We start from the raw sequence: 26,891 nt of genomic DNA, 5'->3' as shown, positions 1-26,891 counted from the left end.
CTCTCCCCAGCGTGCGTTTCGGCCTCTCGAACACGGTAGCGCGGGCAGGGAGGCTTGTCAAATGCCCCGCTCTCCGCCGCTTGCGCTCGACCAGGGCATGCCCTATGCTGACATCGCATGTTCCGACCCCGATACTGGAGAGCGCGTATGCGACGGCTTCTGGTGTTCACCGTGTGGGCCCTGCTCTCGCCGACCGCGGGGGCGGCGGCAGGAGAGACCGTGCACTCGCTGGCGGATTTCGGGCCGATCGGCACCCCGGCCGAGGCCACGGCGGCGTTCCAGAAGGCCCTGACGGCCCTGGGCGATCCGGGCGGAGTTCTGATCATCCCGCCCGAGGCGCCCGCGGGCTGGAGCTGTGAGAACGCGGGCCAATCGCTCCGTCGCGAGCCCCCGCCGCCGGCGCCGGCCAAAGGCTGGCGCGCCGGCCCCGGCGTCACCGTGCTCGACCTGCGCGGCGGCACCCTCACGGTCCGCGTGCCGCAGATGACCGGCTGGAAGGTGGCCCGCACCCTGCGCATGCCGCCCGGCGACAGCCTGCCCCACTGGGGCTTCTACCCCGCGATGGAGATCGAGAACAACATCGTCCACGGCGCCAGCAGCTACCTCGACTGGCTTCAGGAGCCTGTGAGAGCGGGCGCCGACCGCCGCTTCTACGTGCCCACGATTCGCGGCCTCTTCGTGGGGCAATTCCTCAATGTGCATGGCGGCCCGGGCTACGGCGGCGGCGTGGCGCGCGTGTGGGTGAAAGCCCTCGGCTACGACCCCGAACGGCGCAAGCCCTACTTCGTGGCCGACACCACGAGCGACCACGAACGCGGCGCCATCGTGCACAACAAGAACCACACCCAGCCGCTTGTGATGACCACCAACGCGAACGCGGCGAACCAGACGTTCGACCTCTTCGTCAAACGCCACCACTACGCCTGCGGCGACGCCTATCTCGTGGCCACCGACTTCGGGTACATGGGCGACGTGCACTCGGCCGCCGGCGACGAGAACGGCGTCTGCTACGCCACCTACATCCGCAGCCTCACCAACGTCTTCCGCGCGAGCGTGCAGGCCGCGAACGCCGAAACGGGCGAGGTCGTCTACACCGGCGCCGCCAACGCCGAGACCCTCGCCAACACCCGCCCCCTCATCAACCTGAACCCCACGAAGGCCATCACCGGGGGCCGCGTGCTCATCGTCGCTCCCAGCTCGGCCTCCGACCCCGACGCGGGCGGCGGCAGCGTGCTCGAGGGCAAAGCCTATCCGACGACGCTGGTGGACGGCGTGCAGAAGGGCGCGAAGGAACTGCGCATGGGCGGCCTCATCCGTGGGGATAAGGACTGCCCGTGGACCGAGGCCGTCATCGGCCGTTTCTTCGCCGTGGATGAGCCGTCAGAGCTCGTCGAAGGCCGGCTCCGCCGCTGGTACGAGATCACCGAGCTGACGGCCCACGCCGATGGCACCAAGGACCTCCGCATCCGCCGCTTCTGGTGGGGAGCGAAGAGCGCCGGCAGCCCGACCCTCTTCGACCCCGAGAACTACAGCCGCGACGGGCATCTCCGCCCGCTCCGGTACATCATCGCCCCGGGCGCCTACCCCTGCGACCTCTCGCGCGGCGTCACGCCCGGCGGCCCGTCGGCGGGAATCGCCGGGCGCACGACCCTCGTGCTCGCCCCCTATGCCGATCGCGGTACGCCGCACGATTTCGCCCCCGGCGACCCCATCGAGCAGGCCATCGGCCCCGACCCCTTCAAGCCCCTGGCCTTCCGGGCGTTCCTCTGGGACGAGGTGCCCGGCGCCTTCCCCTCGCCCGTGTTCGACATTGCGAACCTGGGCACCGTGCCGCGCGACCAGTGCCTCGCCGTCCGCGGCGGCCCGACGACGCTCGATGCCGCGGCGAAGAGCCGCACGCGACGCCCGGCGTGGGGTTCCGTGCTCGCCATCGAGTCCGCCGCCGAAGTGGGCCTCGACTGCAAGGCCGACTTCGCCGACGCGGCCATCCTGCTCCGCCAGCCCAATCGCCCACAGACCCTTCAGTGGGCGACGCGGCGTGGCCAGCGCACCTCGCTCGGCGTCTCGCCGGAGACGGGCGACCTCGAGGTCCGCGGCGGCAACGTGGACACCGGCGGCGCGGGGGTCGTGCGCGCGGGCGGCCTCTCGGCCACCGAGAAGCCCGCCCGCAACCTCCGCGGCATCGCCGCCAAGATCCCCGCCGGGGCCACATCGTTCGCCGTAGCCTTCCCCCAGCCTGAGCCCGACGCCGCCTACGCCGTCTTCATCGAGCAATCGTGGCTCACCGCCCGCGCCGTCACCCAGCAGACCGAGAAGGGCTTCGCCGTCGCCTTCGACAAACCCGCGCCCGAAGGGGCCACGCTCCACTGGCTCGTCGTCAGGTGAGCGAGAGACACCCGCTTGCAACGAACGTTGCGCAGGCTATACTGATGGAAGGGGGGCAGGAGAGCGATAAATGAAATGGCGCATCGTGGTCGAGCAGGACCCCGAGACTGGCGACTGGGCGGTGTGGTGCCCCGAGCTTCCTGGCTGCGCCTCGTGCGGCGAGACAGAGGAGGAGGCGCTCGAGAACATTAAAGAAGCCATCGCCCTCTACCTCGAGCCGAGTGACGTGGAACTCGCCCCTGGCGCGAAGGTGCTCGAGGTGGCTGTGGGATGAGCCACAGGGTCCGCCGAATGACCGCGCCGGAACTCGAGCGGCTGCTTGCTGCGCACGGGTTCAAGTTCCTCGTCCAGCGCGGCTGCCATCGCAAGTGGCGGCACCCCGAGACCGGCCTCCAAGCGATCATTCCCCATCACAAGGGCCTCCCCATCCCCATCGGAACACTCCTCCACATCCTCAAAGGCGCGGAGATTCCACGGCAGGAATGGAGTTGACTCGCATGCCCAAGTCGGCGACGGTAGGCTCGTACCTCGTGCAGCGCCTCGAGGAAGCGGGGCTGAAGCACGTGTTCGGCATCCCGGGCGACTACGTGCTGAGCTTCTACGATCTGCTGGAGGCCAGCTCGATGGAGGTGGTGGGCACCTGCTCGGAGGCGGGAGCGGCCTTCGCGGCCGACGCCTACGCGCGGGTGAACGGCCTGAGCGCGCTGTGCGTCACCTACTGCGTGGGCGGCCTCAACACGGTGAACGCCGTGGCCGAGGCCTACGCCGAGAAGTCGCCCGTCATCGTCATCAGCGGGGCGCCGGGCCTCCGCGAGCGCATCCGCTCGCCGCTCCTCCACCACCGCGTGCGCGACTTCAACACCCAGAAGCTCATCTTCGAGCAGGTCACCGTGGCGTCGGCCGCCCTGGAGAACCCCGACCACGCGCCGGAACAGATTGATGCCACGATTGCCGCCTGCCTGCGCGCCAAGCGCCCCGTCTACCTGGAGCTGCCGCGCGACCTGGTGGACCGCCCCTGCGCCGCGCCCGGGCCGCTGGGACGCGAGGAGCCACACAGCGACCCCGAGGCCCTTCGCGAGGCCCTGGCCGAAGCCGCGGCCATGCTGCGGGCGGCCAAGCGCCCCGTGATCCTCGCCGGCGTGGAACTCCACCGCTTCGGCCTCCAGGAGACCCTCGTGCACCTCGTCGAGCGGTCGGGCTATCCTGTGGCCGCCACGCTGCTCGGCAAGTCGGTCATCTCCGAAATCCACCCGCAGTACCTGGGCATCTACGAGGGCGGCATGGGCCGCGACGACGTGCGGCGCGCGGTCGAAGGGGCCGATGCCGTGCTTATCCTCGGGGCGTTCCTGACCGACATTGACCTGGGCATCTTCACGGCCCACCTGGACATGAGCCGCACGATCCACGCGACGTCCGAGCGGATCGCCATCCGGCACCATCACTTCGAGGGGGTCACGCTGCACGACTTCCTGCGCGGCCTGCTGCGCGCGCCGATCGGGCCGCGGCGCAAGGTGGCCGCGCCGCCGAAGCGCCCGCAGAAGCCCTTCTGCGTGCACCGCCAGCGGCCCATCACCGTCCGCCGCTTCTTCGCGCGCCTCAACGAGTTCCTCGAGGACAACTTCGCGGTCGTGTGCGATCCGGGCGACAGCCTGTTCGGCGCGGCCGACCTCACGATCCACCGCAAGACCGAATTCGTGAGCCCGGCCTACTACACCTCGATGGGCTTCGCCGTGCCCGCGGCCCTCGGCGTGCAGATCGGCAAGCCGCGCCTGCGGCCCATCGTGCTCGTGGGCGACGGCGCGTTCCAGATGACCGGGCAGGAGCTCTCCACCATCGCCCGCTTCGGCCTCAACCCCATCGTGTTTGTGCTCAACAACAAGGGCTACACCACCGAGCGCTTCATCCACGACGGGGCCTACAACGACATCCCCAACTGGGCCTACCACGAGATGCCGCGCCTCGTGGGCGCCGGCTGGGGCTGCGAGGCACGCACGGAGGGCGAGCTGGAAGCAGCGCTCGCCCAGGCGCGCGAGAACACCGCCTGCTTCTCCCTCGTCAACGTGCACCTCGACCCCTACGACCGCTCCGAGGCCCTCGAGCGCCTGGGCCGCAGCCTGGGCCGACAGGTGGGCAGGTAACTCAGCGGTCAGTCGGCCAGGGGGAGGACCTGGCTCTTCCCCTCCGCGCGCGGCACCGCGAGAGTTTTCTCCCCCACCCTCAGGGCGACGGGCCCTCGGGCGTCCGTGAAGTCGGTGCGCCGCACGAGCAGGCGATCGCCGAGGCGCAGGGCGGAAACGACCGGGCCGGGCTGTCTGGGCACGTCGAACGTCACGGGCTCGCCCTTGTCGAGGAACTCGCGGAACTCCAATGCCGCGGCCCACGTCTCGTGCAGCGGCTTCACTTCCTGAGCAATCTCGTTGTCGGGGCACCAGAGGAAAAAGGTGGCGTGCCCGCGCAGGAGCATGTGCCAAAGCAGCTCCCGATAGGCGGCGCTGCTGAACTGCTTGACGGCGGGATCGGGGTCCTTGGGCGGCGAGGTGGTGGTGTGGTGGACGAAGGTGATGATGGGGGTGCCCGCGGGCGTGGCTTGGCCGACGCCGCTCGCTTCAAGCAAGAGCGCGTAGAACCAGCGGTAATCGCCCTGCGGCCAGTCGTACCAGCTCCAGATGCGATACCAGGTGTAGACCACAGGCATGGCGAAGGTGTAGCCGCAGTCGGCGAACTCCTCAACGGGCCACGGGCGGTAGGGCGCCCGCCCGTCCAGCTTCACGGGGCAGCCCTTCGGCGGGTCGCCCTCGAAGTAGTCGTACCAGTGGCGCCAGCCGCCGTGGGGATAGACGCCGTAGTTGCCCACGAGGGCCTTGGGGAAGCGCTTGAGGACGACGCTGGCGTAGCACTCGCGCTGAATCTCGCTGCGGAGGCGGCGATAGGCTTTCTGGAACTCCAGGAAGTCGTCCATCTTCGGGATGTTCTTGCGGCACACGGCGCAGCGCCTCGCGGCGTCCCAGCCGCCGTTCCACTCGATCGGCCCGTCAATCTCCCAGTCGGCGAAGACGAAGTTCGGCTCCACGCCCTTCTCCGCGTAGGCGCGGCAGAAGAAGTCCACCTGCTCGCGCATGGCCGGGTAGCGGTGTTGGAGGCGGAAGGGGCAGCCGAGCTTCCTGCCTTCCGAGGACGTATCGAAGAAGGGCTTGCCCTCGGCGTCCAGGTGCGCGGTGGCATCCGAGCCGTCGCAGATGCTGTACGTGCAGGCGTTGGCGTTGATGTTGACCAGCAGGCCGAGGCGTTTCTGGAGGGCGCTCATCCGCAGGGCGCGGTCGAGCGACTGCTGTTGGTTCCTGCCCGGGTGCCACGAGGCGCAGGCGGCGATGCCGCGCGCGTCGAGAGCCCGCAGCGTCGCCTCGACCTGGGCCTCGTCGCCGGGCAGGTCCATCGCGGGCCACACGAAGAGCGGCAGCCGCTCGCCGCGGGGGAACCTCAACGGCTGCGTCTCGCGCAGCACGACCGCGATCCGCTCCTCCGGCGTCATTCGCTTGGCTCCTGCGGCGGAGACTGATGCGATGGCGGCGATGGCGATACAGACAAGCGCGGCAAGGCAAGACGGACGCATGGCGATTCCTCGGCCTCCAACCTCCCGCGGGTCGGCAACCCGCGGGAGGTTCTGTGCAAGGTCACGTCCCGGCGAGCGTGCTCACCGCCGCAGGGTACGGCGGATGGCCTCGGTGAGCAGCTTCGCCGCCTTCTCGTGGCCCTGGGCGTTGGGGTGTACGCCATCGGTCGTGTCGGCCTTCGGGTCAATCCAGCCCTTGGTCTCGACGAGGTAGACCTTGGCATCCCCTTCGTTGTGCACGCCCTCGACCGCGAAGCGAATGGAGCGCTCGTGCACCTGGGCGAACGGCACGAGGCAGAAGATCGCCGCCTCGGGGTTGCGCTGGCGGGCCAGCTTGATGAGGTTGCGGTAGCCGTTCTCGATGTTCGGCACGCCGCCGTCGTTGCAGCCGTGGTTGATGGCCACGATATCGGCGGGCACCTCGTGGGCCGGCACGCCGTCGTAGACGAAAGGATACGCCAGCGGCGCAGGGGGCACGCCGCCGTTGCCGCCCTTGGTGACGCCCTGGGCGCCGAACCCGATGATGCGCGGCTCCGCGCCAAGGGCGAGCGCCGTCTGGAACGCCCAGGTCGCCCGGGCATCCGCAATCTCCGTCCACTCCTCCAGCTTCCCCGCGCGCACGGCCAGCACACCCTCGGTGATCGAGTCGCCGATGGCCTCGAAGAGCAGCTTGCGGCGGCGCGGCGCCGGCAGCAGTCGCCCCTCGGGCACCTCAACCCCCGCAAGGGTGAGCGCGGCCACGAGCGGCGGCTTCCAGCGCGCCTGATGCTCGTCGAGCGCCTTCACGATCACCCACACCTGGTGCCGGCCCGCCTCCGCCCCCTCGCCGAGCACGACCTGGTCGCGATCCACCACCTGCTTCGACCATTCGCCGTCGAACTGCACCCAAAGCTGCGGCAGCGGCGGCTTGTTCCCCGAGCGGTCGAAGTGCAGCACGCACGTCGTGCCCTCGTAGCGGAACTCGAACGACGAACCGGGGTTCACCGTCACCAGGCGGGTGGGCGCGCCCGACGCGTCCCATCGCCCCAGCAGCCGAATCGCCCCGCGCCCGCCCGCGGAAGCCTGCCACCGCGAGCACCCGCCCGCACCCAGCACAACCGCGCACGCCGCCAGAAGAAGGATGCACTTCAAGCGAGACCCCCTTCACTCAGTGCCTGGACGTTGCTCTCCTCCCCGCCCCGCATTCTACGCCACGGGCGACGGCGCGATCAAGCCGAGCTCGACGCGGCGTCCCAAGCGCCCTGCCGTTCTGGACTTGCGTGCCCGCCCCCGGGCTGCCCCGCACATGTCCTTCGCACGGCAGCGCTTACGGCTACAGCCCCGCAAATCGCCGATTGTCGCCATTCCACCCATACTGGCTCACGCCCCGGAGGGCGCAAGTATGGACAAACGCACGAGAATCGCCGATCCAACGCATTCCATCATTCTTGCTCACCCTCTCCCCCTGGTTTGAGCCACTATGGGCGAACTGCCCCACGCGCGGCCCCGCCCGCCGGGCTTGACGCGGCGTCCGCCCCGGCCTACACTCGCCGGCGAGAGGAGGAGAACATGCCCGCGTGGCTTCTGGCTCTCGCGTTCCTCAGCGGCCCCTGGGCCGCCACGCCGCCCAACCCCTGCACCAACGGTTCGTTCGAGGAGTTGGCCCCCAACGGCTTCCCTCTCGGCTGGGAGCCCGTCGGCCAAACCGTCCAGGCCGTCCATGATGTCCATAGTGTCCATTCCGGCAAGACCGCGCTCCGCCTCCTCCGCACCCCCGACACCAAGGCCCCCGAAACCGGCCTCAACCGCGCTTGGAAGCCCAAGAGCGGCGAGCAGGGCGCGATGATTGCCCAACTCAAGGGCGGGATCGAGTTCTGGTACAAAGCCCTCTCCGCCGCCGAAGGCACCCGCCTCACCATCCAGGCCATCCCGATGAACGCCGTCCCCATCGAGGGCACCGACTCGCCCCGCGCCATCTTCGACGTGCCGAAGGACCACATCGGCGACGGCCAGTGGCACCAGGGCCGACTCAAGTACGACTTCACCGGCGACCCCAAGGCCAGATGGGTCCACTTCGCCGCCCGCATCCTCGGCGCCGCAGGCGAACTCCTCCTCGACGACTTCGCCTACGTCGAGACCGTCGGCCCGCTCCTCCGCATCAGCCGCCTCCGCCTCGACGAGGACCCCAAGCGTCCTGGCGAGCGCTGCACCATCTCCGCCCTCATCGAAAACGTCGGCGACGGCCCCGCCCCCGACACCCGCGCCACCCTCTCCGCCCAGCCCGGCCTCCGCGCCAGCCCCGTCGAACTCCGCCTGGGCGGAGTCGCCGCCGAAAGCAAGGCCAAGGCAAGCTGGATCGTGCAGGGCCGCCGCGAGGGGCCCAGCACGATCCGTCTCACCGTTTCCTCGGGCGCCCTCGCGGCTGCCGACGTCATCGCCGTCGCGCCCAAGCTCGTGCTGGAGAGCTTCGGCCCCACGGCCCCGGTGGCGACCGTGGGCGAAACCATCGCCCTTGAGTGCGTCATCCGCAACGCCGGCAACGCCATCCTGCTCTCGCCTGCTGTGGACTTCGCGTTGGGTGAGAGCAAGGCGAGCCGGGGTCTCCCCGAGCTCTTACCGGGCCAGGCCTGGGTCGCCCGCGCGATGCATACTCCCCAGGCGCAGAGTCCTGAAGCCCCTGTGCATGCGGAGGTCCGCGCCGCCAATGTCAGGGAGAAGCCGAGCCAGGGCACGACGCTCATCGTCGGCGCAGCCGTGAGGCTGCCCGCCCCCTCGGGCCGTCTGCGCGCCGTCGCCGCCGAACACTATGCCCTCATCGAGAACGAACGTGTGCGGCTCGCGTTCCGGCGTAATGCCTTCGGCTTCGGCGTAGGCGAGCTTGCGGCCAGGACGCCACACGGCTGGCGCACCGTCGCCTGGCTCCTCCACCTCGCCCCGTTCACCTATCAGAGCGAGGATGGTGACACGCTCCGCGAAAGCGGCGGCTTCACCTCACAGATGCCCCGCGCCGAGGCGACCGAATCGGTGGCCTGCCTGCGCTTCGCTGACGCTCGACGATTCCTGGGCGGCTCGAGGTGGACGGGTGTCGCTTTCTCCCTGAGCCGTCAGAACGCCTGGGTCCTCATGGACTGCGAGCTGGGGAGCGATGTGCCGATGAACGTCGCCTGCCTCGGCGGCCCGCTCCTCTACGTGCTCGACCGCGAAGAGGCCGTCTTCCCCGGACTCGAGTGGCTCGTAGGCGATGAGCTTTCCTCCAGCAGTCTTGACATCGCGGCGAACCATCCGGACCGCGACCGCTCCATGCCTCCCCCAAGTATGGTAGTGATCCCAGCCATCGGGGTCCACGGCCGCCACGGAGCCGTCGGCCTGCTGTGGGATGTCCACCAGAAGTGGGACGGCACGCGCGACCGGCCGTCCGTGATCTTTGAGTCCCCCGACGTCCGCCGAGGGCAACGCTCGCATCTCGCCGGCCTTCTGCTGCCCGCGGGCCCCGAGTTCATCAGGGGAATGAAGCCCGGCGATTGGCAACCGTATCCTCTCGAGGCCGGCCAGACGCTCCGTGTTCGTGGCCTCATCCTTGCCGACGGGGAGGCGAGAGATGCGCTGGCGGCGGTGGATGAGTGGATTCGCATTTACGGCCTGCCAGAGCCCCTGCCCCTGCCGCACGGGTCATACGAGAAGGAAATCGAGTTCTCGATGCAAGCCTACCTCAAGTCGCTCTGGGTGCCTGAGACGAAGGAGTGGTGGACGAGCAAGGGCGGCGGGCCGATCATGTCGAAGAAGGGCAGGCCGCACCATTTCGCCGCCGACCTGTTGCTCGGTGCGCTCGTCAGCCCCGATGAGGCGGTGCGGAAGCAGTGCCGCGAGCGGGCGGAGGAGGTGGCGCCGCTCCTTCACACCGAGCCGCGGCTCGATGCGATGCGGTTCCCAGGCCGCTTCGACCTCGCCATCGCCAATCCCGCCCACGCCGCCGGCCTCCTCGCCACGATGGGCGACGACGGCGCCTGGCGCTTCGATGCCGACCGGGAGGGCCACGGCCCCTTCGTGGGCAAGGACTATCACGAGCTCGGCCCCGACAACGCAGTCGAGGTCGGCACCTGCGCGAACAAGGCGTTCCAGGTGCTCCGCTACGCGCGCATCGCGGGCGACGCCGAGGCCTACGAGCGGATGCAGAAGACGCTCCGCCTGATGGAGACCTTTCGCGTGCCCCGCGCGGCCCAGGTGTGGGAGGTGCCCGTCCACACGCCCGACCTGCTGGCCGCCGCCGACGCGGTGGACGCCTACATCGAGGCGTATCGCTTCAGCGGCGACGAGCGCTGGCTCCGCGACGCCGTCACCTGGGCGCGGCGCGGGATCCCCTTCATCTACCTGTGGAACCCGCCCGACAAGCCGTGGCTCCTCGGCGCCAGCATCCCCGTCTACGGCGCCACGTGGTTCACCTGCTCCTGGTTCGGGCGGCCAGTCCAGTGGAACGGCCTTCGCTACGCGACCGCGCTCCTGAAGCTGGCCGAATACGACCAGAGCAAGGACTGGCGTCGCCTCGCCGAGCTGATCATCCGCAGCGCCATTCTTCAGCAGGACAGTGAGGGCGAGAACGTGGCGCTGTGGCCCGACAACATCAGCGCGATTGACGGCAAGAAATGCCCCTGGGTCTTTGTCCCCCGCCAGATCATCCAGAACATCCTGCTGCTCCATGGCCGCGACGAGGAACCTTCCACGGTGATGCTGTGGGCGGGACGTCCCCGTCCCGCGAAGGGCTTGTTCTCATTCCTCTCCGGCCCCGAGCGCCGCATCCACATCTCCGCCACGGCCAGGATCAGCGACACCTCGTGGGACGGCGATCTCCTCACCTTCAAGGCCGGGTATCCGCCGGGCGAGGAGGGCTGCGTCCTCATCGCCAACGTTGCTCGGCCGACCATCGTCCTCCTCGACGGCAGGCCTCTCGCCGAGCGCGCGGAGGTCGAGAAGGGGGCCGAGCCGGGCTGGCGCTATGACGATGCGCTGGCCTATCTCTCGATCCGCGTCGGCCCGCCTGCGCCGGCCGAAGGCTACGGCCTGAAGGCCGCACTACGAACGTGGGCGGTACGCGTGGAGGGAACCCGCTATCGGCGGGTGGACCGGCTGCCGACGGTTGTGGAGCGGTTGGACTTCACGTTCGCCCGCTCGGCCGAGGGCTGGACGGCGGCGCACGACATCAGTGGTCTCGCCGTCCGCGATGGCGCCCTCTGCGGCACGGCAACGGGCAGCGACCCCTACATCGTCCGCAGCCTCGTCCACATGAAGGGCGAAGCCTGCCCCGTCCTCCTCGTCCGCCTGCGGGCGACGGCCGGGCGATCGGCCCAGCTCTTCTGGACCACCAAGGCATCGCCCGACTTCGAGGAGGCCAAGTCGCTCCGCTTTCCCATCATCGCCGACGGCCAGTTCCACGACTATCGGCTGGAGGTGGGTAAGCACGCCCAGTGGGCGGGGCAGACGATCACCGCCCTGCGCCTCGACCCCGGCGACGCGCCCGGCGAGTTCGCGGTTGCCCACATCCGCGGCGAGAGGAAATGAGTCTCGCGCAGAGGAGCAGAGGGAGCAGAGAAGACATGAAACGAACAAGGGCCAAGACAGCGGCACTCGCCGGTCCCCGAACACCCAACACCCAACACCCGACACCGCTTGACGGCTTCCTCCGCCGCGCCGTCGAGCTGGGCGCGAAGGAGGCGAAGCTGGTGCCCACCAGCCAGGTGTTCACGGGCGAATGGGTGCGGCTGAAGTGCCAGTACGGCTGCGGGGCCTATGCGAGCAGCCGCAACTGCCCGCCCTACTCGCCCACGCCCGAACGCACGCGCAGAATCCTCGATGAGTTCAAGACCGCCATCCTCGTCCACGGCGACCGGACGGCGGACATCCGCAAGATCGTCGTGGCGTTGGAGCGCGAGGTGTTCCTGGCCGGCTACTACAAGGCGTTCGCCTACGCCTGCGGCCCGTGCCGCCTGTGCAAGACCTGCAACCTCGAGGGCGCCTGCCGCCACGAGGACGATGCCCGCCCCGCGATGGAGGCCTGCGGCATAGACGTCTTCGCCACCGCCCGCGCCGCCGGCTTCCCCATCGCCGTCGTCGCCTCCCGCGACTGCGAACAGAACTACTACGGCTTGGTGCTGGTGGAGTGACGGCAAGAGCACCCTATTGCTTTCCGGGAATAGCCCTGCTAGACTCGCTCTTGAGAACACGGAGTCAGGCCATGACGGACTGGCGACGCACCACACAGTTTTCCTTGTGGCTCGGCGCCTTGCCCGCCGCATGCTTGATGGGCATCTCTGCCGCGTTCGGGGGCGAGTGGCCCAGCGACGACGAAGCTGAGGGTTTCGTGGCCCTGGTGCATCGGGCGCTGCCCGACTTCGAGATCGCCGAGACCGCTCGGAACACGATTCCGCGCCATTGGTTCACCTATGAGCCGGTCGCCTTCCTTGTCGAGGCGAAGCGTGGGACTGCCAGTGCTTCGTTCTGGTTCCTCCCGCGCCCGTGGGTCGGGATCATGAGGTACCGAGCCGCCTTCGATGAGTACTGGGACTGCGTGCTGGTGGGCAAGGGGTGCCGCGTCATTGCCGAGGCCACGTTCCCCAAGCTGGGCGAGACCCTGTGGAAACTCGATCTCACCCGGCCGAGCCTGCGGGGCGAGAACTGGTGGAGCGCGAGTCAAGTCTACGGCCCGCGCACGCGGGAGGCCGATGAGATCGCGCAACGCCTCGTGGCGGAGCACTGTCCAGATATCCGGCAGCGCGCAGGCGCAACCGTCTCGCTCTGGCGCCTCGGCGTGCCGGCCGTGTCAGTCTTTCGCAAGGGCCTGGATGACCCGTGGGCTGGCGCCCGTGAGGTCAGCATCTGGGCGCTGGGCGCGCTGGGCGACCGACAGGCTGTGCCGCGGCTCTGCACGATCGTCAAGGACCCTGCCATTCGCAGCGATCTGCGCGAGAGCGCGGCAGGCGCGTTGCGGGATATCGGCGACCCCCACGCCGCGCCGGCCCTGCTGGAGGCACTCCAGCTCCCGAGACAGAGCCAGCGGAGCTGGATCCTCGTTGACGCCCTGGGGCGCTTCCGCCACGCCCCCGCCGCGGCGACCCTGCTGGAGATCCTCCGTAGCTCGTGTGACGCTAGGTGCAGGGCGAAGGCGGCTCAAGCCCTGGCGGCCCTCCGCTGCCAGGAGGCCGTGCCGGTCCTGGTGAAGCTCCTGGAGGAGAACGTGGACCGCAGCCTGCGGCGGTCGCTGCTTCGGCTCACGGCGACCTGGGGAGAGCCCACGAAAGAGGCCCGCCTGCTCCTCGAACCGCCCACGGACGCGGTCGTGGGCAAGCCCATGCCCATGGTGCTCTACGTGGAGAACGTGAGCGATGGCCCGCTCCACTTCCTTCCGTTCCTCACGGGGACGCTGGTGGTAGACGGCGAGCGGAAGGAGAACCGCACGCTGTTCTCAGTGTGGACGGGCCGCGCAACGATGGGGGTGAACGAAGCGTGGGAACGAGAATACGACCTCTCGCGCGACGTCACGCAAGCAGGCACGCATACCGTGCGGTGGGAGACCCGCGGCGCCGCGTCCAATGAGACCCGCTTCACCGTCAAGGCGCCGTAACTGAGGACCAGGCTGCCGGGCTTGAGAAGGCGAGGGAAGCGGCTCACCGATGGCGGGCGGCATAGAGGTCGAGCACGCGGCGGATGACGCGCTGACAGGGCACGTGGCTCCTGCGGGCGTGGCGCTTAAAGAACTCCACGCGGAACTTGTCGAGGACCAGCGTGACCTTCACCGTCTCCTCCCGCCGGACGAGCTTCTCAGGCGGAGGCAGGAAGTCGGGGATGACCTCCAACCCGATAGGCTCATTCGTGTAGCGGCGTTTCGTGGCCATGGGTCTCCCTGCCTTCGCGCGATCAATTCAAGGGAACAAGGTCGTTGCCCTCGGACTGGACGTCGCGGATGCGGTGGCCGTCAACGAGGAGTTGATAGGTGATGCCCTTGCGGGCCTTGATGTGGGCCTGGCCGTCGCGGAGCTCGACAGGGAAGGGGGCGACGACGCGGTGCTTGGCGTCCGCCGCGACCGCCAACGAGTCAAGCTGGCCATCGAGCACCCAGCGCAGGCTCAGGATGGCGCAGGGATTGATGTTCGGCCCCTGGCGGCGCTGAGCGGCCAGGTGGAACGAATCAGGGAGCGTGCCGACGAACGGGCCGTCAGGGTATTGCTGCTGCTCGGCGCTGATGAGGATGCCGCGGGCGAGGTGCGCCCAGTCGAGCGTCTTGTCGTGAGGGGCGAGCATCGCCAGGGCGTAGGCGTAGACGCCGCCGCACCACTGGACGGGCAGGCCCATCCAGTTGGGCGCGCGCCAGCTCGTGGCGCCGTAGACGGCGATGGTGGCGTAGAGCATGACCGGCTTCGACGTCCACAGGTAGACGAAGGGGACGCCGCTGAGCGCCCAGCGACGGGCCTCGGCCAGGTAGTCCTCGCGGCCGGTCAACTCGTAGCCGCGGACGTGGGCCCAGACGAGATAGGCCGAGGCCAGGATGTCGGGGGTATGGAGCGAGAGCTCCCAGGTCTGCGCCCCACGCGGCACGTCGAAGCGTTTCATGTAGTCAAGAGCCTTCAGCCCCGCATCAAGCGCAGCTTTGTCGCCGGTCAGGCGGGCGAACTCCAGGAGCGTGGCGGCGGGGCGGGCGCAGTGGCCGCTCGCGGTGTCTTCGTAGTGGCCCTTCTGGTATTGGCCCTGATAGCGCCAGGAGCCGTCGGGCTTCTGGCTCTTGATGAGGCCCTGCGCCTGGGCCGACCGCATTTCGAGCCATTGCTTGGCGCGGCCGGTGGCGAACCAGATGGCGTCGTTGGGGACGTGGGCGCCGCCGGGGACGAGCCGGTCGAGCTTCGGGGCCTCGCCGGTGATGCGCCAGATCGTCGAGGCGTGGTCGGCGGTGGGCATGCGCTTCCAGTTCGGCTCGGCGCAATGGCCCCAGCCGCCCTCGCCCTTCAGGGGGCCGTTGAGCGCGTCGAGGCATAGCTTGGCCTGGGCCTCGGGGCTGCGCGGCGCGGGCGGCAGGGGCGGCAGGCCGTGGCGCTTCACGGCCCAGAGGATCGCCTCCTCGATGCTGGCCGGCCGGACGAGGATGGCCGCCTCGATCTTCGTGCCGCGCAGGGCCATGCGGTGGTCAGGCGTGCCGTCGAAGAAGTTCGGCACGGCGTAAACGGGCTGGAGCGACATGTCCTCCCAAGCCACAGCCACCGCTGTTGGGAGTTCCGCCTTCAGGCGGTCTTCTGCCTTTCCCTCCCCATCTCTCAGACCGCCTGAAGGCGGAACTACAAGCGAAGTCACGCAGGCCATCAGGGGCATCGTGACTTTGAGGATGTCAGGCTGGTAGCGCACGTGCTCGGGCGTCTCGATATCGAGCCTAGAGGACGAACGCTCGCCCTTGCCGAGATACTCGAGTCCCGCGAACAGGCCGGCCTCGAGCGGCCCGATGGCGCGCACGACGGGCCCTTCGCACGGCTTGTCGCTCACGATCCGCACGGAGAGTTCGTCGTTGCGGAGCATCAGGAGAATGGAGACACCTTCGCCGCGGAACGCGACGGAGGGGGCGGCGTCCGTCACCACGCTCTTGTCAATTTCGAGTTTCGGCACCACGCCGTTCGTGTGAACGAGGGGCGCGATGATGGCCGCGGTCTTTCCCGCACGCTCGATGCGCGCCCCGGAGGCGTCGCGGGCGACGCGCACGATGAGATCTTTGCTCTCCAGGCTTACCCAGTCCGTCTGGGCATTGGAATGGTGGACGAAGAGGGTGCGGCGGATGGGTGGAAGCCCCTTGGGCTCGATGGCGATGGCGACGGCCTCGAAGGGCTGCTTGGCATCCAGCTTCAGGAGCGACCGCTCGACGGCTCCGGCGGCGATAGTGGCCGCCTTGCCGCCGAGGGTGAACTCGATTGGCTCGACCCCGTGGTTCTTCAGTTGGACGACGGCCAGGCCGTCGCCCGACTCGACCTTGACGATCTCGAGGGGGTGGCGGACGAGGCGGCAGAGCTCGACAGACTGGACCTCGACTTCGCCTGGTGCCGTGCCGGGGTCGAGGCGGAGCATCGTCACCGTGCCCGTCGCATCGAGCGGCACCTCGTAGTCGTGCCACTGCCTGTCGTGGGTCATGTCGAAGCGGGTGCTCTTGGCTTCCTCGATGCCGGACGATTGCGCGGTGGCCCAGAAGATCTGTCCATGGCCGTCCGCTGCGCCTTTCATCCGCAACCGCACGGCGAGCGGCCCTTCGGCCTTGAAGGCCGGGCTGCGGAGATACGGGTCGGGGCCGGTGGACGTGATCTTCAGCACCCCCTTCTCGGCGGCGACCGTGCACTCGTGCAGTGCGGCCCAGCCCGCGTTGCCCGCTTCGAACGTCCACTTCATCAGCGACTCGGTGCGAACGAGCTGGCGCGGATAGGGATTGATGTCCTCGGCCACGGCGACGGCTCCAAAGACGAGTAGGAGCAGACAGGAGAGGGTGCGGTCAGTCAATGTGGAACACCTCCTTGAGCGGCTGGGAGACGGGGCTATCGTCAGGATTGGCGGGCATCACGTCCTTCATGTGCGCCCACCATCTCCTGCATTCGGGCGTCTGGGCGATGGCGGCCCATTGCGCCTCGCTCTCGACCTCGGCGTAGGCGAAGAGCTGGCGGGTCTCGGGGTGCAGGAAGATCGAGTAGTTGTGGACGCCGTGGGCCTTGAGCGTGGCTTCCAGCTCGGGCCAGATGGGCCGGTGCCGTCGCTCATACTCGGCCTCCTGGCCGGGATTCACCGACATCACGAAGGCTTGGCGGATCATGCGGCTCTTCCTGCAAGTGCGGGGGATGACTTGCCTTTGCCCTCAGTCGTCGAGGGCGATCATCTGATGCATCTCGAGGCGCGGGACGGTGAACTCGATGCGGCCCTTTCTGCGGGTGAACCGCAAGGGCTTGCCCTCGGGCACGAGCGTGACCCTGCGGGCCCTGAGCTTGAGCGACACGGGCACGTCGTAGAGGGGCACGACGTCTTCGATGACCTCGATGCCCCGCCCGCGATTGATCGGCGTAGCGTAGAGGAGATGCAGGATGTGGCGGCGACGGGCCGCCTGCCGCAGCAGGCTCACGCGGCCGCCGCTGGGCAGCCCCACCTCGACGTCGAGGCGGCCGTAGGTGTCGGCGATCAGCCGCCAGACGTAGTCGCGGGCGAGTTGTTGGCCCTTGTTGCGGTAGTTGGCGAACACGGGGTGGGCGAAGTAGAGCACGCGGCCCTTGCGGAGGGCGGCGGGGTAGCCGGCCGGCTCGCTCGGCGGCGTGTGCTGATGCGAGCAGAAGTGGCGGAACTCGCGGTTGAAGTAGGGCCGCCAGGCCTCGGCCAGCACCTCGGCGCCGGTCACCTTCACCCGCTGCGCCCGCTCATACATGACGAAGGGATTCTCGACCAGGCCTTCGCAGGGCAGGGATGCGCCGCCTCTGGGCTTCAGCAGCTTCACGTAGTCAGGCTGCCAGGGCGAGGGGCCGACGGGCTTGGCCCCCACGTCCACCAGGAACTTCGTGCCCTCAGCGTTCATGCCGCTGCGGCCGCTGAGAACGAGCGTGCCGCCGGCCGCGACGAATGCCTTGACCTTGCGGAGCAGGGCCTTGTCGTCGAGTGTCACCTCGTCGGGCAGCACGAGCAGACGATAGCGGGCGAAGTCGGCCTCGGTGTCCACCACGTCGAAGTTCACGTGGTTCTCGAGCAGGATGCGGGCCGCCCCCACGTCGGGGTCGTCGCTGCCGCGATGGCGCTTCTGGACGGCTTCGACCGAGAGAATGGCTGCCTCGGAGGCCGGCTTGGCGCCCTTGCACCAGGGCTCGCGGGCCTCCACGTGGGCAAAGGCGTCGCCGATGATGCGATAGGTGTCCTCGTCCATGTGCCCATCGGGATGAAGCTGGTCGCCCACGCCGCACTTCGAACCCCAGGCCAGCATCGCCGCGCACTCGTAGCGCAGGGCCACGGGGTTCTTGTAGCCCCCGAACTCGCCCCAGGTGGTGTGAAACTTGCCCGTCATGCCCACGAAGTCGAAACCGGTCGTGGCCGAGTACTTAGCCGAAATGGGAAAGTGGTCGTAGCCCCAGCCGCCGGTGGGCAGGGACTCCAGCTCCAGGTGCGTGAAGTAGGGGAACAGGTCGCGTCGCCCGCGCGGGATGTGGCCGCTGTTGTGGAAGATGAGCAGCCCGGGCTTGAGGGCGTGCACCGCGTCGGTCATTCGCTGGTAGTAGGCGAGCAGCACCCGGCGGGCGTAGGCCTGACGGTCCTCGGCCTTCTCGGGATTCAGGCCCGCCTTCTCCATGCCCGCGAGGCACCATGTGCAGCAGCACTCGCCCTGGTGGATGATGTCCAGCCAGGCGCCGTCGGCGTCGTAGTTGCGAACCATCTCCTCCACCTGGGCGATCACGAAATCGAGGTAGGGCGAACCGAAGCACATCTTGCGCCACCCGGCCTTCAGCGGCGCGGCGCCGTGGCGGTTGCCTTCGGCGCCCACCTCGATCCATTCGGGATGCAGGCGGGCGTTCCGCTCGTCCAGCCCCACGCTCAGGTAGACGGGGATCTTGATATCGTTGGCGTGGCACGCCTCAATCATCGCGCCCAGCAGGTCGAACCGCAGGCTCGGGTGCATCTCGCCCACGCGCGTCGGGTGATACGACCAGCCGTGATGGCACTTCGAGAAGCAGTTGATCGAGTTCACCCGCCCACGCTTGAGCATCGCCACAAACTGCTCGGGGTCAAAACGCGAGCCTACGCCGGGAATGTGCTCCGAAGTGTGAAAGTCCAGGTGCACCTGGCGGAAGCGTAACTCGTCCATGGTTGTCTGCGCTCCTGGGGTTGGGCGGGCAGGACCGGGTCGTGACCGCAGATGATGGTAGTGCCTTGTGACCCGACTGTCAAGAAAGCCGGGGTGTTGCAAAGTCGGGCGACGGGGCGCTATAATTGACGCAGACTGATGCGGCCCCGACCCGACGAGGAGCGCCCCGTGGCCAAACGCATCCTCACCTGTCCCAACTGCATGGGCAAGCTCGCCGCGCCCGAGGGCGCCGAGCGCTTCCGCTGTCCCACCTGCAAGAGCGTGCTCGGCTCGCCGCCTGGCGGCGGGAACATTGCCGTGGCCGTAGATGCCACGACGACGACCGAAGCGACGCGCGAGGAGCCCCAGGCGCCCTCCCCGGCGGCCCCCGAGCCTTCCGCCCCGCCTGAGAGCCCGGCGCCCGTGCGTCCGATGCAGATCCCTCCCAGAGCATCGGCCGAAACCCCCGCGGCGTCGGCGACCGGGCCCGCGGTCCGCCCGATGCAGATTTCGTCCCAGGAGCCGGTCGCCGGCGAGCCGGCCCTCGGCGAGACGCTCGCCGGCTACACCCTCGTGCGCCGGATCGGACAGGGCAGCATGGGCACGGTCTTCGAGGCGATCCAGGAGGGCCTCAAGCGCCGCGTGGCCCTCAAAGTGCTGCCTGAGACCGTGGCCAAGAACGCCATCTTCTTCGCCGGGTTCAAGCGCGAGGCACAAGCGGTCGCCAAGCTCAACCACCCGAACATCGTGCAGATTTTCGATATTGATGAAGACAAGAACCACCACTTCTTCTCGATGGAGTACGTGGACGGCGAGAGCCTGGCCGACCTCCTGGCCCGCAAGAAGCGCCTGCCGGTGTCCGAGGCCGTGCCCATCATCGCGCAGACGGCGGCCGCGCTCGACTTCGCCTATGAGCACCTGCTCGTCCACCGCAACCTCAAGCCCTCGAACATCCTGCTGACCGAGCAGGGCGACGTGAAGGTGGCCGATCTGGGCCTCGCGAAGAGCTTCGAGGGCACCAGCGTGGGCATCGTGCGCGGCGCCCACGGCGGCCCGCTCTACATGGCTCCCGAATTCTCGAAGAACCCCCGGCTGGCCGACTGCCGGTCCGACATCTATGCCCTGGGCGCCGTTCTCTTCCACCTCCTCACCGGACGGCCGCCGTTCCCAGGCCCCAGCGTGCCGGAGATGATCATCCAGCACGCCGACATGCCCTTCCCGTCGGCCCACGCGCTCGTGCCCGAGATCCCCAAGGGCCTCGATGGCCTGCTCGCGAAGATGTGCGCCAAGGACCCCGCCGACCGCTTCCAGACCTATGCCGAGCTGCTCGAGAGGCTGCAAGCGCTCCTCAGCGGCACCGACATTCGCGTGCCGAGCGTGGCCACCGACGCGCCGACCGGCGTGGTGCGGCGCCGCAGAAACTGGCTGCCGCTGGCCGTCGGCGGCGCCGTCGCGGCCATGGCCGTTCTCGGCCTCTTCGTATTCCTGCTCCCGAAGCTCTTTGGGTCCAGGCCGCAGGCATCCGCCAGCGCCCCGGCCGAACCCGCGAAGACGCAACCGGCCCCCAAGACTCTGCCGGCCAAAGCCCCGGCCTCCAAGCCCACGCCGGCCGTCGTCCCCAAGCCCACGCCGCCTGAGCCTGAGCCGCCCAGGCCGACGGTGGAAGAACCTAAGCAGAAGGAACCTGCTGCCGAGCCCAAGGCCGAGGAACCCAAGGCGAAAGAGGAACCTGTCGAGCCGAAAGAGGAGCCGAAGAAGGAAGAGCCCCGAAAGGAGGATGGCCCTCCCGCTGGCGGCCTGGCAGAAGTCACCCGCGCCGCCCAGGCGCTCGCCGCCCAGAACCAGTTCGGCAAGGCCCTGGCCGCCCTCGACGGACTGACCAAGGATAACGCCGACGAGGCGCTCCAGAAGGCCGTGGATGCCGCAAAGGCCCCGATCCTCGAACAAGCCGCGAAAGCCTTCCAGGCCGTGGCCAAGACCGTGCGCGAGCTGGCCGCCGCCGGCAAGCTCGACGAAGCCAGAGCCGCCCTCCAGACCGTCGCCGACACCTTCGGCACCGACAATGAGGTCGGACAGGCCAGGGTGGCGATCGAGGCGATTGACGCACACAAGGAGGCCCTGGCAGCCCTCACCCAGGGCGCCGAAGCAGCCCGCAAGGCCGCGGAAGCCGCCGACCGCCGCGCGGCGCAGCAAGGCGACCTCGCCAAGGGCCTCGAGGCCGCGCAAGCCCTGCTCGAGGACTGGCGGCTCGACGCCGCACTCGAGAGCCTCGGCAAACTCAAGGCCGAAGACCCGGCCCTCGCCGCACAGATCGAGCAGCGCAAGGCCGCCATCGAGGCCCTCGCCGCCTTACGCGACCTCATCGCCGACCACATCCGCAAGGCTGAGCCGCGCCTCACCAAGGGCGCGCTCAAGATCTCCGGCCTCAACGGCGAACTCACCGGCGCCGATAAGGAAGGCATCACCTCCGTGGTCACCGGCGGGGGCGCGCGCGAAGGCGAGAAGATTCCTTGGTCCAAGCTCGGCGAAGTCACTGTGGAGCGCCTCGCCAAGCTCGTCGCGAAGGCGGGCGACCCCGCTCACCAGTTGGCCCTGGGCCTGTGGTTCCGCCTCCTCGGCAACGAGCAGAAGGCGGCTGTGGCCTTCGGCCGCGCCGACGAGCTCGGCACCAAGACCGACGCCCTCACCGACCCTGCCCAGGGCGTGGGCAAGGCCGCCAAGGAAGCCCTGGCCGCCCGCACCTTCGCCGGCACCCTCAAGCTCTTCCTCGATGGCAAGCTCAAGGAGGCTGAAGCCGCCCTCGCCGACTACAAGGAGAAGTTCGCCGACACCGCCTTCTACGCGGAGAACGAAAAGGTCTGCGACGTCGCCTCAGCCTTCAAGCCGTTCGTCCCTCCCGGCGTCCCCGAGCCCACACCGGAGCCCGCCCCCAAGCAACCCGAGCCGAAACAGCCCGAACCCAAGCAGCCGGCCCCCAAGCAGCCCGACAAGCCGGGCGACGAGCAGAAGGCCAAGGAGTGCTACGACAAGGCCATGGCCGCCTTCAACGCCCGCTTGTTCGAGGAGTGCAAGAAGCAACTCGCCGCCCTCCGCGACGCCTCGCCCAACAGCCCCCTTCTCACCAACCGGCAGTTGAACCCCTCGGTGGAGACGATGCAGAAAGCGGTGGACGCCCGCGGGCCGGTCCTCAAGGTCTCCGCCACGGCTAAGGGCGCGCATGCCTCCGTCGAGAAAGCCGTGGCGGCGCTCGAAGCGCCCCGCTCCACCATCGAGATTGATGGCGGCGTCTACTCCCACGGCAGCATTGCCATCCCCAACCGCATCGGCGAGGGCCTCATCCTCCGCGGCCTTGGCGAACGGCCCCCACGCCTCGACGGTGGCGTCAAGCGCGACACCATCCTCGTCTTCGACAAGGACGACAAGGACGTCTGGATCGAGAATCTGGAGTTCTCCAACACAAAGGCCGCGGTGGACATCGGCATCAACTGCTCCGCGACCCTCCAGAACTGTGTGGCCGTCACCAACGTGGTCTCCGCCCTCTCGAAGCACGCCGTCGCCAGAGTCACCCTCGTCGGCTGCATCTTCCGGCTCGAGAAGCTCGTTGACACCCCCACTCACCACAGCCTGCTGTTGCTCGGCGACAAGGCGGAAGTCTCCGGCGGCGAGCACACCGCGTCAATCCTCGTCGGCAACGAGCTCACCCTCAGCAGGGTCACCCTCACCGACTGCCTCATCATCGGCTCCTGCGTCTTCGAGGGCGACGTCAAGCTCAACCACGCCACCGTTGTCGGCCCCATCAGTGTCTACGAGGACGCGCGCAACATCACCATCACCGACAGTATCCTCGGCGCCTTCACCGTTACTGAACCCAAGAACAAGCAGAAGGCGAAGGATCAGAAGAAGGAGATCGTTGCCGCACTCACCAACGTGTGCCTCTATGCCCAGCCCCGCGCTCTCCCCAAGGACCTCGTCAAGGCCGAGGAGGTCATCGGCCACCGCGGTGCGCCATTCGAGGACCCCAGCGGCCCCGACTACCGCCTCCCCAAGAACAGCCCCCTGCGCGAGAAGGGCACCGACAAGTCCGAGCTGGGCTCCCGATTCCCCGAGGAGATGCTTGGGCTGCTGCGTTCGGTCGTCAAGCGCTCCCCTGCCCTCCTCCGGCCGCCCGCCCGCCATCGTTGACCGCTGCTCAGGAGCTGGTCTCTCATGGCTCGGCCCTCTCGAGCAGCCGGGCCGTGGCGGGATTGACCTTCATGGCCCAAGCCTCGCCGCGGTAGGTGAAGGCATAAGCCAGCTTGCGCGCCGCATCATACATCCAGCCAACCGCGTAACCGTCGGGCACGGGGCCTGCGTCGAGCAGGAACATGCGGTTTCTCGCGCAATCGTAGACGCGGGTGTAGCGGGTGCCCTTGACCTTCTCGCCGCGAGGATAGAGTTCGCCGATGAGCACCCAGTCGGCGTGCTCGATATAGGCCAGCTCGCGGGCGTTGTTCGTCTTGGAGAACTCGCTGTTCCCGGGCGTGATCGAGGTCAGTTCCTTCGTCTTGAAGTCGAACGCCAGGAGATCGCCGCTGCTGAGCTTGGCATAGCCGCCACCGACCCCGCTGAGGATCATGCGGTCTCGCTTGGAGTCGTAGACCATGCCGTGGGCGTCGCAATAAGGCGCGAACAGCTTGCCCTTCGGCGCGAGATCGGTCCAGCCCTTTTCGCGGTCGAAGAGCCAGAGACCGGCGTCGTCGCTGTTGCGTTTCCTCGCCCAGGCGACGGCGCCGTGGGGCGAGGTCTCGACCACGGTGCTGCCCCAGGAAAAGGCGAAGGGCAGCGCATAGGGCTCGATGCGCAGCCAGTCCATCCGCTCGGGGTCGTAGAGGTAGCCGCGGCCCGAGACGAGGAGCTTGCACTTGGGGTCGTAGGCGTAGTGGTTGTAGTTGTGGGCGGAGACCCAGGGGCGGTTGAGGAGCGAGGAGTCGAAGCCCCCGCCGCCGTTGCCGCCGTAGGGCTCATCGGCGTCGTAGCCCTCCACGATGCGGCCCGAGGCGGGCGACCAGTGGGCGACCACGCTGGACGACCGCACGCAGTGGCCCCCGCCCCACATCAGAATCTGGTCGCGATCGGAGTCCCACACGCAAGTGCCCCAGTCGCGCTGGCGGCAGCCGTGGCAGGGGTTGCGGGGCGGGTCGGGCAGGCGGACCCACTGGTTGTCGGGGAGCTGGTCGAGGGCGGGGGGCTTCGGCTCATCCGGCACCTCGCAGAACGATGCGACGAAGGGGCCGGTGCGATAGAGCCGCTGGTCGGGCTGCGTGCCCAGCTTCTCGCGGCCCTCGGCGTCGAGGCGGGTGGGATCAACGGCGAGGGCCCAGGTCTCGGCGGGGCGCTTCCAGCGCCAGAACCACAGGGTGATGGCGTGGGCGGCGAGGATTAGGCGGTCGTTGGCATCAGCCGCCAGGGCGGGCGGGCAGAAGCGGTCGCTGGAGTAGCCGTCGAAGATGCCGAGGGGGGCGGGGGTGGCCGCGTCGTCCTTCGCGGGGAGAGGCCAGGAGGCGGCGAGATCCCACCGCTCGGCCTTGGGGTCGAAGAGCCAGAGCTGACGCGGCGCGAGTGGGGCATAGGGAGCGGCGCCGTAGTCGGTGCTCGACGACTGGATGTAGCCTTCGTAGAGCGCGATCTTGCCGCACTTGGGCAGCGCGACGAGGGCATGGCCGGCTCGGGGGCTGGGCGCCTTGTCGGGCTTCGCCCGCCGCCACGCCTTCTTCTCGAGGTCGAGGAGCCACGTGTCGTTCATCAGGTAGTCCTCGTGGTCGCCGCCGAAAAGCACGAGGAGGCGGCTCGTCGGGTCGTAGACGAGAGGCGAGTTGCGGCGGGAGCAGGGGATAGGGTACTGGGCTTCAGCGGCCGCTTCGAGCTTGCTCTGAAGCGCGCGGGCAGCCGTGAGGGCGTCGAGCGTCTTCTGCTGGCCGAGGTGAGCGGCGACGCCGTCCACCTCGGCGGCGAAGGCGGCCATCTGTGGCATCTTCTTCAGCGCGTCGCAGCGCTCGGCGAGGGCCTTCAGCTCGGCCTCGGTGCCCACGCCCTTCGGGTCGCGGAACCACGCGAGTCGAATGCGGCCGCGGAGGTCAATCACGGCCTCCTTCGCCGCGACCAGCTCGCGGTGCTCCCGCTCCACCTGCTCGTCCATCACGTCCATCTTCGTCCATCTCCCCGCCGGGATGTCGTAGACCACGGTGCGGAGCCAGCCGAGGTTGTCGGCCTTCTTGTCGGAGCCTACCACGACAAGCCGCTTGCCCGCGGGGTCGCAGGCCAGGGCGTGCCAGCTCAGGCCCTCAAGCTCCGGCGCGGGCGGGTGCGCTGTCCAAGTCTTCTCTTCCACGCGGAACGCGTGGAGAACCGGGCCGCCCGAAAGGCAGTAGATGGACTTCGTGCCCGGGTCGTAGGCGGCCTGGTAGTAGGGAAAGAAGCCGCCCTTCTGCTTCGGTGCGGGGGCGAGGTCGCTCCACGTGCCTGCGGCGGGGTCGAAGGCCCGCACCTGGGGCGCGTCTTTCTCGCCGGCCACCACTAGGAGCATTTGCTTGAGGTCGGGCGCGGCCAGCAGCACCGAGCCGGGACGACAGTCCGAGGCGGCGGCGGGCAGCTTCATCCACGCGTTAGGCGTCTCGGCTGCCGCGGCGATGGTCAGAGTGGCCAGAATGCACAGGACACGTCTCATGGTGGGCCTCCTGATGGGGTGTCAATAAGAAACGCGCAATCCGTCCGCCTTGTCAAGCGCGAAGACCCGGTTGACAGGGCACAGGGCGACGCGCTACCCTTCAAGCGTCCACGCGTCGGAAGCCCCCCACACCCGAAAGCGAGGAACGCATGGAGCGCGAGAAGCTGCACGATGGGCGGTCGGATGGGTTGGAACCGCTGGAGCCGCTGGACGTTCGTTCGACCCGCACGTTTGTTGAGATGCTGGAGGCGATGTCGAAGACGGCTTTCGGCGGCCGTAACCTGGGCGAAGCCTTCCACGTGCTGAAGGCGATGAGCGAAGACCCCGACTGTACCATCGTGCTCACCATCTCGGGGGCGATGACGGTGGCGAAGATGGGCAAGGTCGTCTGCGAGATGATCAACGCGGGCCTCGCCCACATCGTCATCTCCACCGGCGCCCTCATGGCCCATGGCCTCACCGAGGCTATTGGCCTCACCCACTACAAACACAACCCCGCGATGACCGACAAGGAACTGTACGAGAAGGGCTACAACCGCGTGTACGACACTTTGGAGATGGAGGAGAACCTCTGCCAGGCCGAGCGGGTGATGAGCGCGGTGCTGGGGAAGTTCGACTGGAGCCGCCCGACCTGTTCGAGCGAGGTGACGCGCGAGGTGGGCCGTCACCTGTTCGAGCACGGCCAGATGCCGAGCATCCTGGGCTGCGCGTATGCGAAGGGGGTGCCCGTCTACGTGCCGGCGTTCACCGATTCCGAGCTGGGCCTCGACCTGGCCACCCACATCCTGGGCAAGGCTGTAGGCGGGCCGCTTCTGGCTCGCGACGATCCCGACGCGTTCTTCGGCCGCGTGCCGAACTTCAATCCCTATCTGGACCTCCACGACTACGCGAAGCGTGCCCTGCGGGCGAAACGGCTGGGCATATTCACCGTGGGCGGCGGCGTGCCGCGCAACTGGGCGCAGCAGGTGGCGCCCTTCGTCGAGATCATCAACATGCGCGTCGGCACGACTCTGGCCGTGCCGCGGTTCCAGTATGGCGTGCGTGTGTGCCCCGAGCCGGTGCACTGGGGCGGGCTGAGCGGCTGCACGTACTCGGAGGGCGTTTCGTGGGGCAAGTTTGTGAGCCCCGACGAGGGGGGCCGCTACGCCGAGGTCTACTGCGACGCCACGATTGCCTGGCCGCTGCTCGTCCGCGCCGTGTGCGAGGCGCGGGGGCTCCTGTGAGGGGCCTGCCCAGCGGAGGATGCGAGGGCGGATCCGACGTTCGGCGGCGGTAGCCTTCTTCGGGGTAGACGGCCGAGGCGGGGAAGGATGTCAGGAGCCACGAGGCGGCATGGGCAGCACTAGGAGCCTGTCCAAGAATCCCCGTGGGCTGCGTTGCCGGCGCCAGCGGGG

The 26,891-nt window shown here is 68.6% G+C and carries 16 protein-coding genes; 9 read left to right on the top strand and 7 right to left on the bottom strand.

Annotated features, from left to right (window positions below; genetic code table 11):
* The first annotated feature begins 147 nt into the window (after positions 1-147).
* The 4 genes from PLE19_16275 to PLE19_16260 all read left to right on the top strand — a co-directional run bounded on the left by PLE19_16275 (position 148) and on the right by PLE19_16260 (position 4,523).
* On the top strand, positions 148-2,385 hold the full coding sequence (locus tag PLE19_16275; GenBank protein ID HPD16510.1) for a hypothetical protein: 2,238 nt from the start codon (positions 148-150) through the stop codon (positions 2,383-2,385).
* Between the two features lie 70 nt (positions 2,386-2,455).
* The gene (locus PLE19_16270; protein ID HPD16509.1) at positions 2,456-2,659 is read left to right on the top strand and encodes a type II toxin-antitoxin system HicB family antitoxin; all 204 of its coding nucleotides are present in this window, start codon (positions 2,456-2,458) and stop codon (positions 2,657-2,659) included.
* Entirely contained in the window at positions 2,656-2,877 is a 222-nt protein-coding gene (locus PLE19_16265; protein HPD16508.1) for a type II toxin-antitoxin system HicA family toxin, read from the top strand. The genes PLE19_16270 and PLE19_16265 overlap by 4 nt, the downstream gene beginning before the upstream one ends.
* A 5-nt stretch (positions 2,878-2,882) precedes the next feature.
* Positions 2,883-4,523: a thiamine pyrophosphate-binding protein gene (locus tag PLE19_16260; protein HPD16507.1), complete on the top strand. Its 1,641-nt coding sequence runs from the start codon at positions 2,883-2,885 to the stop codon at positions 4,521-4,523.
* Positions 4,524-4,531: 8 nt separating this feature from the next.
* Here the strand turns inward: PLE19_16260 and PLE19_16255 are convergent, their stop codons facing one another.
* Positions 4,532-5,914, bottom strand: coding sequence for a hypothetical protein (locus PLE19_16255; protein ID HPD16506.1), 1,383 nt, complete (start codon positions 5,912-5,914; stop codon positions 4,532-4,534).
* Positions 5,915-6,076: 162 nt separating this feature from the next.
* A complete protein-coding gene (locus tag PLE19_16250) occupies positions 6,077-7,126 on the bottom strand; it encodes a GDSL-type esterase/lipase family protein (GenBank protein ID HPD16505.1) in 1,050 nt (349 codons plus the stop codon).
* A 417-nt stretch (positions 7,127-7,543) separates the two neighbouring features.
* Between PLE19_16250 and PLE19_16245 the strand changes: the two genes are divergently transcribed.
* The 3 genes from PLE19_16245 (at position 7,544) to PLE19_16235 (ending at position 13,586) form a co-directional block, all read left to right on the top strand.
* Complete coding sequence (locus PLE19_16245) at positions 7,544-11,527, top strand: hypothetical protein (GenBank protein ID HPD16504.1); 3,984 nt, start codon at positions 7,544-7,546, stop codon at positions 11,525-11,527.
* A 35-nt stretch (positions 11,528-11,562) separates the two neighbouring features.
* Positions 11,563-12,129, top strand: a complete 567-nt coding sequence (locus tag PLE19_16240; protein HPD16503.1) for a DUF2284 domain-containing protein — start codon at positions 11,563-11,565, stop codon at positions 12,127-12,129.
* A gap of 71 nt (positions 12,130-12,200) precedes the next feature.
* A complete protein-coding gene (locus tag PLE19_16235) occupies positions 12,201-13,586 on the top strand; it encodes a HEAT repeat domain-containing protein (GenBank protein HPD16502.1) in 1,386 nt (461 codons plus the stop codon).
* 43 nt (positions 13,587-13,629) lie between these two features.
* Here PLE19_16235 and PLE19_16230 read toward each other — a convergent pair whose 3' ends face one another.
* From PLE19_16230 to PLE19_16215, 4 genes are read right to left on the bottom strand one after another with little or no spacing between them, the layout of a single operon-like run.
* Positions 13,630-13,857: a CopG family transcriptional regulator gene (locus PLE19_16230; protein HPD16501.1), complete on the bottom strand. Its 228-nt coding sequence runs from the start codon at positions 13,855-13,857 to the stop codon at positions 13,630-13,632.
* 22 nt (positions 13,858-13,879) lie between these two features.
* Entirely contained in the window at positions 13,880-16,486 is a 2,607-nt protein-coding gene (locus tag PLE19_16225) for a hypothetical protein (protein HPD16500.1), read from the bottom strand.
* Entirely contained in the window at positions 16,479-16,793 is a 315-nt protein-coding gene (gene rhaM, locus PLE19_16220) for an L-rhamnose mutarotase (protein ID HPD16499.1), read from the bottom strand. Before rhaM ends, PLE19_16225 begins: the two co-directional genes overlap by 8 nt.
* A 42-nt stretch (positions 16,794-16,835) precedes the next feature.
* On the bottom strand, positions 16,836-18,815 hold the full coding sequence (locus PLE19_16215) for a beta-galactosidase trimerization domain-containing protein (protein HPD16498.1): 1,980 nt from the start codon (positions 18,813-18,815) through the stop codon (positions 16,836-16,838).
* Positions 18,816-18,983: 168 nt separating this feature from the next.
* Here PLE19_16215 and PLE19_16210 point away from each other — a divergent pair, with 168 nt between their 5' ends.
* The gene (locus PLE19_16210; GenBank protein ID HPD16497.1) at positions 18,984-22,976 is read left to right on the top strand and encodes a protein kinase; all 3,993 of its coding nucleotides are present in this window, start codon (positions 18,984-18,986) and stop codon (positions 22,974-22,976) included.
* A gap of 22 nt (positions 22,977-22,998) precedes the next feature.
* Here PLE19_16210 and PLE19_16205 read toward each other — a convergent pair whose 3' ends face one another.
* Positions 22,999-25,497 (bottom strand): kelch repeat-containing protein, encoded by a 2,499-nt coding sequence (locus PLE19_16205; protein HPD16496.1) that lies wholly within the window; start codon positions 25,495-25,497, stop codon positions 22,999-23,001.
* A gap of 149 nt (positions 25,498-25,646) precedes the next feature.
* Between PLE19_16205 and PLE19_16200 the strand changes: the two genes are divergently transcribed.
* Entirely contained in the window at positions 25,647-26,720 is a 1,074-nt protein-coding gene (locus tag PLE19_16200; GenBank protein HPD16495.1) for a deoxyhypusine synthase family protein, read from the top strand.
* The last annotated feature ends 171 nt before the right edge of the window (positions 26,721-26,891 follow it).

This window comes from Planctomycetota bacterium, assembly GCA_035384565.1.
In the GTDB taxonomy this organism is placed as follows: Bacteria; Planctomycetota; PUPC01; order DSUN01; family DSUN01; genus DAOOIT01.
The sequence above is the reverse complement of the archived record's forward strand: the minus strand, read 5'-3'. Positions and strand labels throughout refer to the sequence as shown.

Excerpts from the sequence above, each read along its gene's own strand:
- PLE19_16235 (HPD16502.1), top strand. The coding sequence starts at position 12,201 with ATGACGGACTGGCGACGCACCACACAGTTTTCCTTGTGGCTCGGCGCC.
- PLE19_16205 (HPD16496.1), bottom strand. The coding sequence starts at position 25,497 with ATGAGACGTGTCCTGTGCATTCTGGCCACTCTGACCATCGCCGCGGCA.
- PLE19_16230 (HPD16501.1), bottom strand. The coding sequence starts at position 13,857 with ATGGCCACGAAACGCCGCTACACGAATGAGCCTATCGGGTTGGAGGTC.
- PLE19_16265 (HPD16508.1), top strand. The coding sequence starts at position 2,656 with ATGAGCCACAGGGTCCGCCGAATGACCGCGCCGGAACTCGAGCGGCTG.
- PLE19_16240 (HPD16503.1), top strand. The coding sequence starts at position 11,563 with ATGAAACGAACAAGGGCCAAGACAGCGGCACTCGCCGGTCCCCGAACA.
- PLE19_16270 (HPD16509.1), top strand. The coding sequence starts at position 2,456 with ATGAAATGGCGCATCGTGGTCGAGCAGGACCCCGAGACTGGCGACTGG.
- PLE19_16260 (HPD16507.1), top strand. The coding sequence starts at position 2,883 with ATGCCCAAGTCGGCGACGGTAGGCTCGTACCTCGTGCAGCGCCTCGAG.
- PLE19_16255 (HPD16506.1), bottom strand. The coding sequence starts at position 5,914 with ATGACGCCGGAGGAGCGGATCGCGGTCGTGCTGCGCGAGACGCAGCCG.
- PLE19_16215 (HPD16498.1), bottom strand. The coding sequence starts at position 18,815 with ATGGACGAGTTACGCTTCCGCCAGGTGCACCTGGACTTTCACACTTCG.
- PLE19_16245 (HPD16504.1), top strand. The coding sequence starts at position 7,544 with ATGCCCGCGTGGCTTCTGGCTCTCGCGTTCCTCAGCGGCCCCTGGGCC.
- PLE19_16200 (HPD16495.1), top strand. The coding sequence starts at position 25,647 with ATGGAGCGCGAGAAGCTGCACGATGGGCGGTCGGATGGGTTGGAACCG.
- PLE19_16275 (HPD16510.1), top strand. The coding sequence starts at position 148 with ATGCGACGGCTTCTGGTGTTCACCGTGTGGGCCCTGCTCTCGCCGACC.
- rhaM (HPD16499.1), bottom strand. The coding sequence starts at position 16,793 with ATGATCCGCCAAGCCTTCGTGATGTCGGTGAATCCCGGCCAGGAGGCC.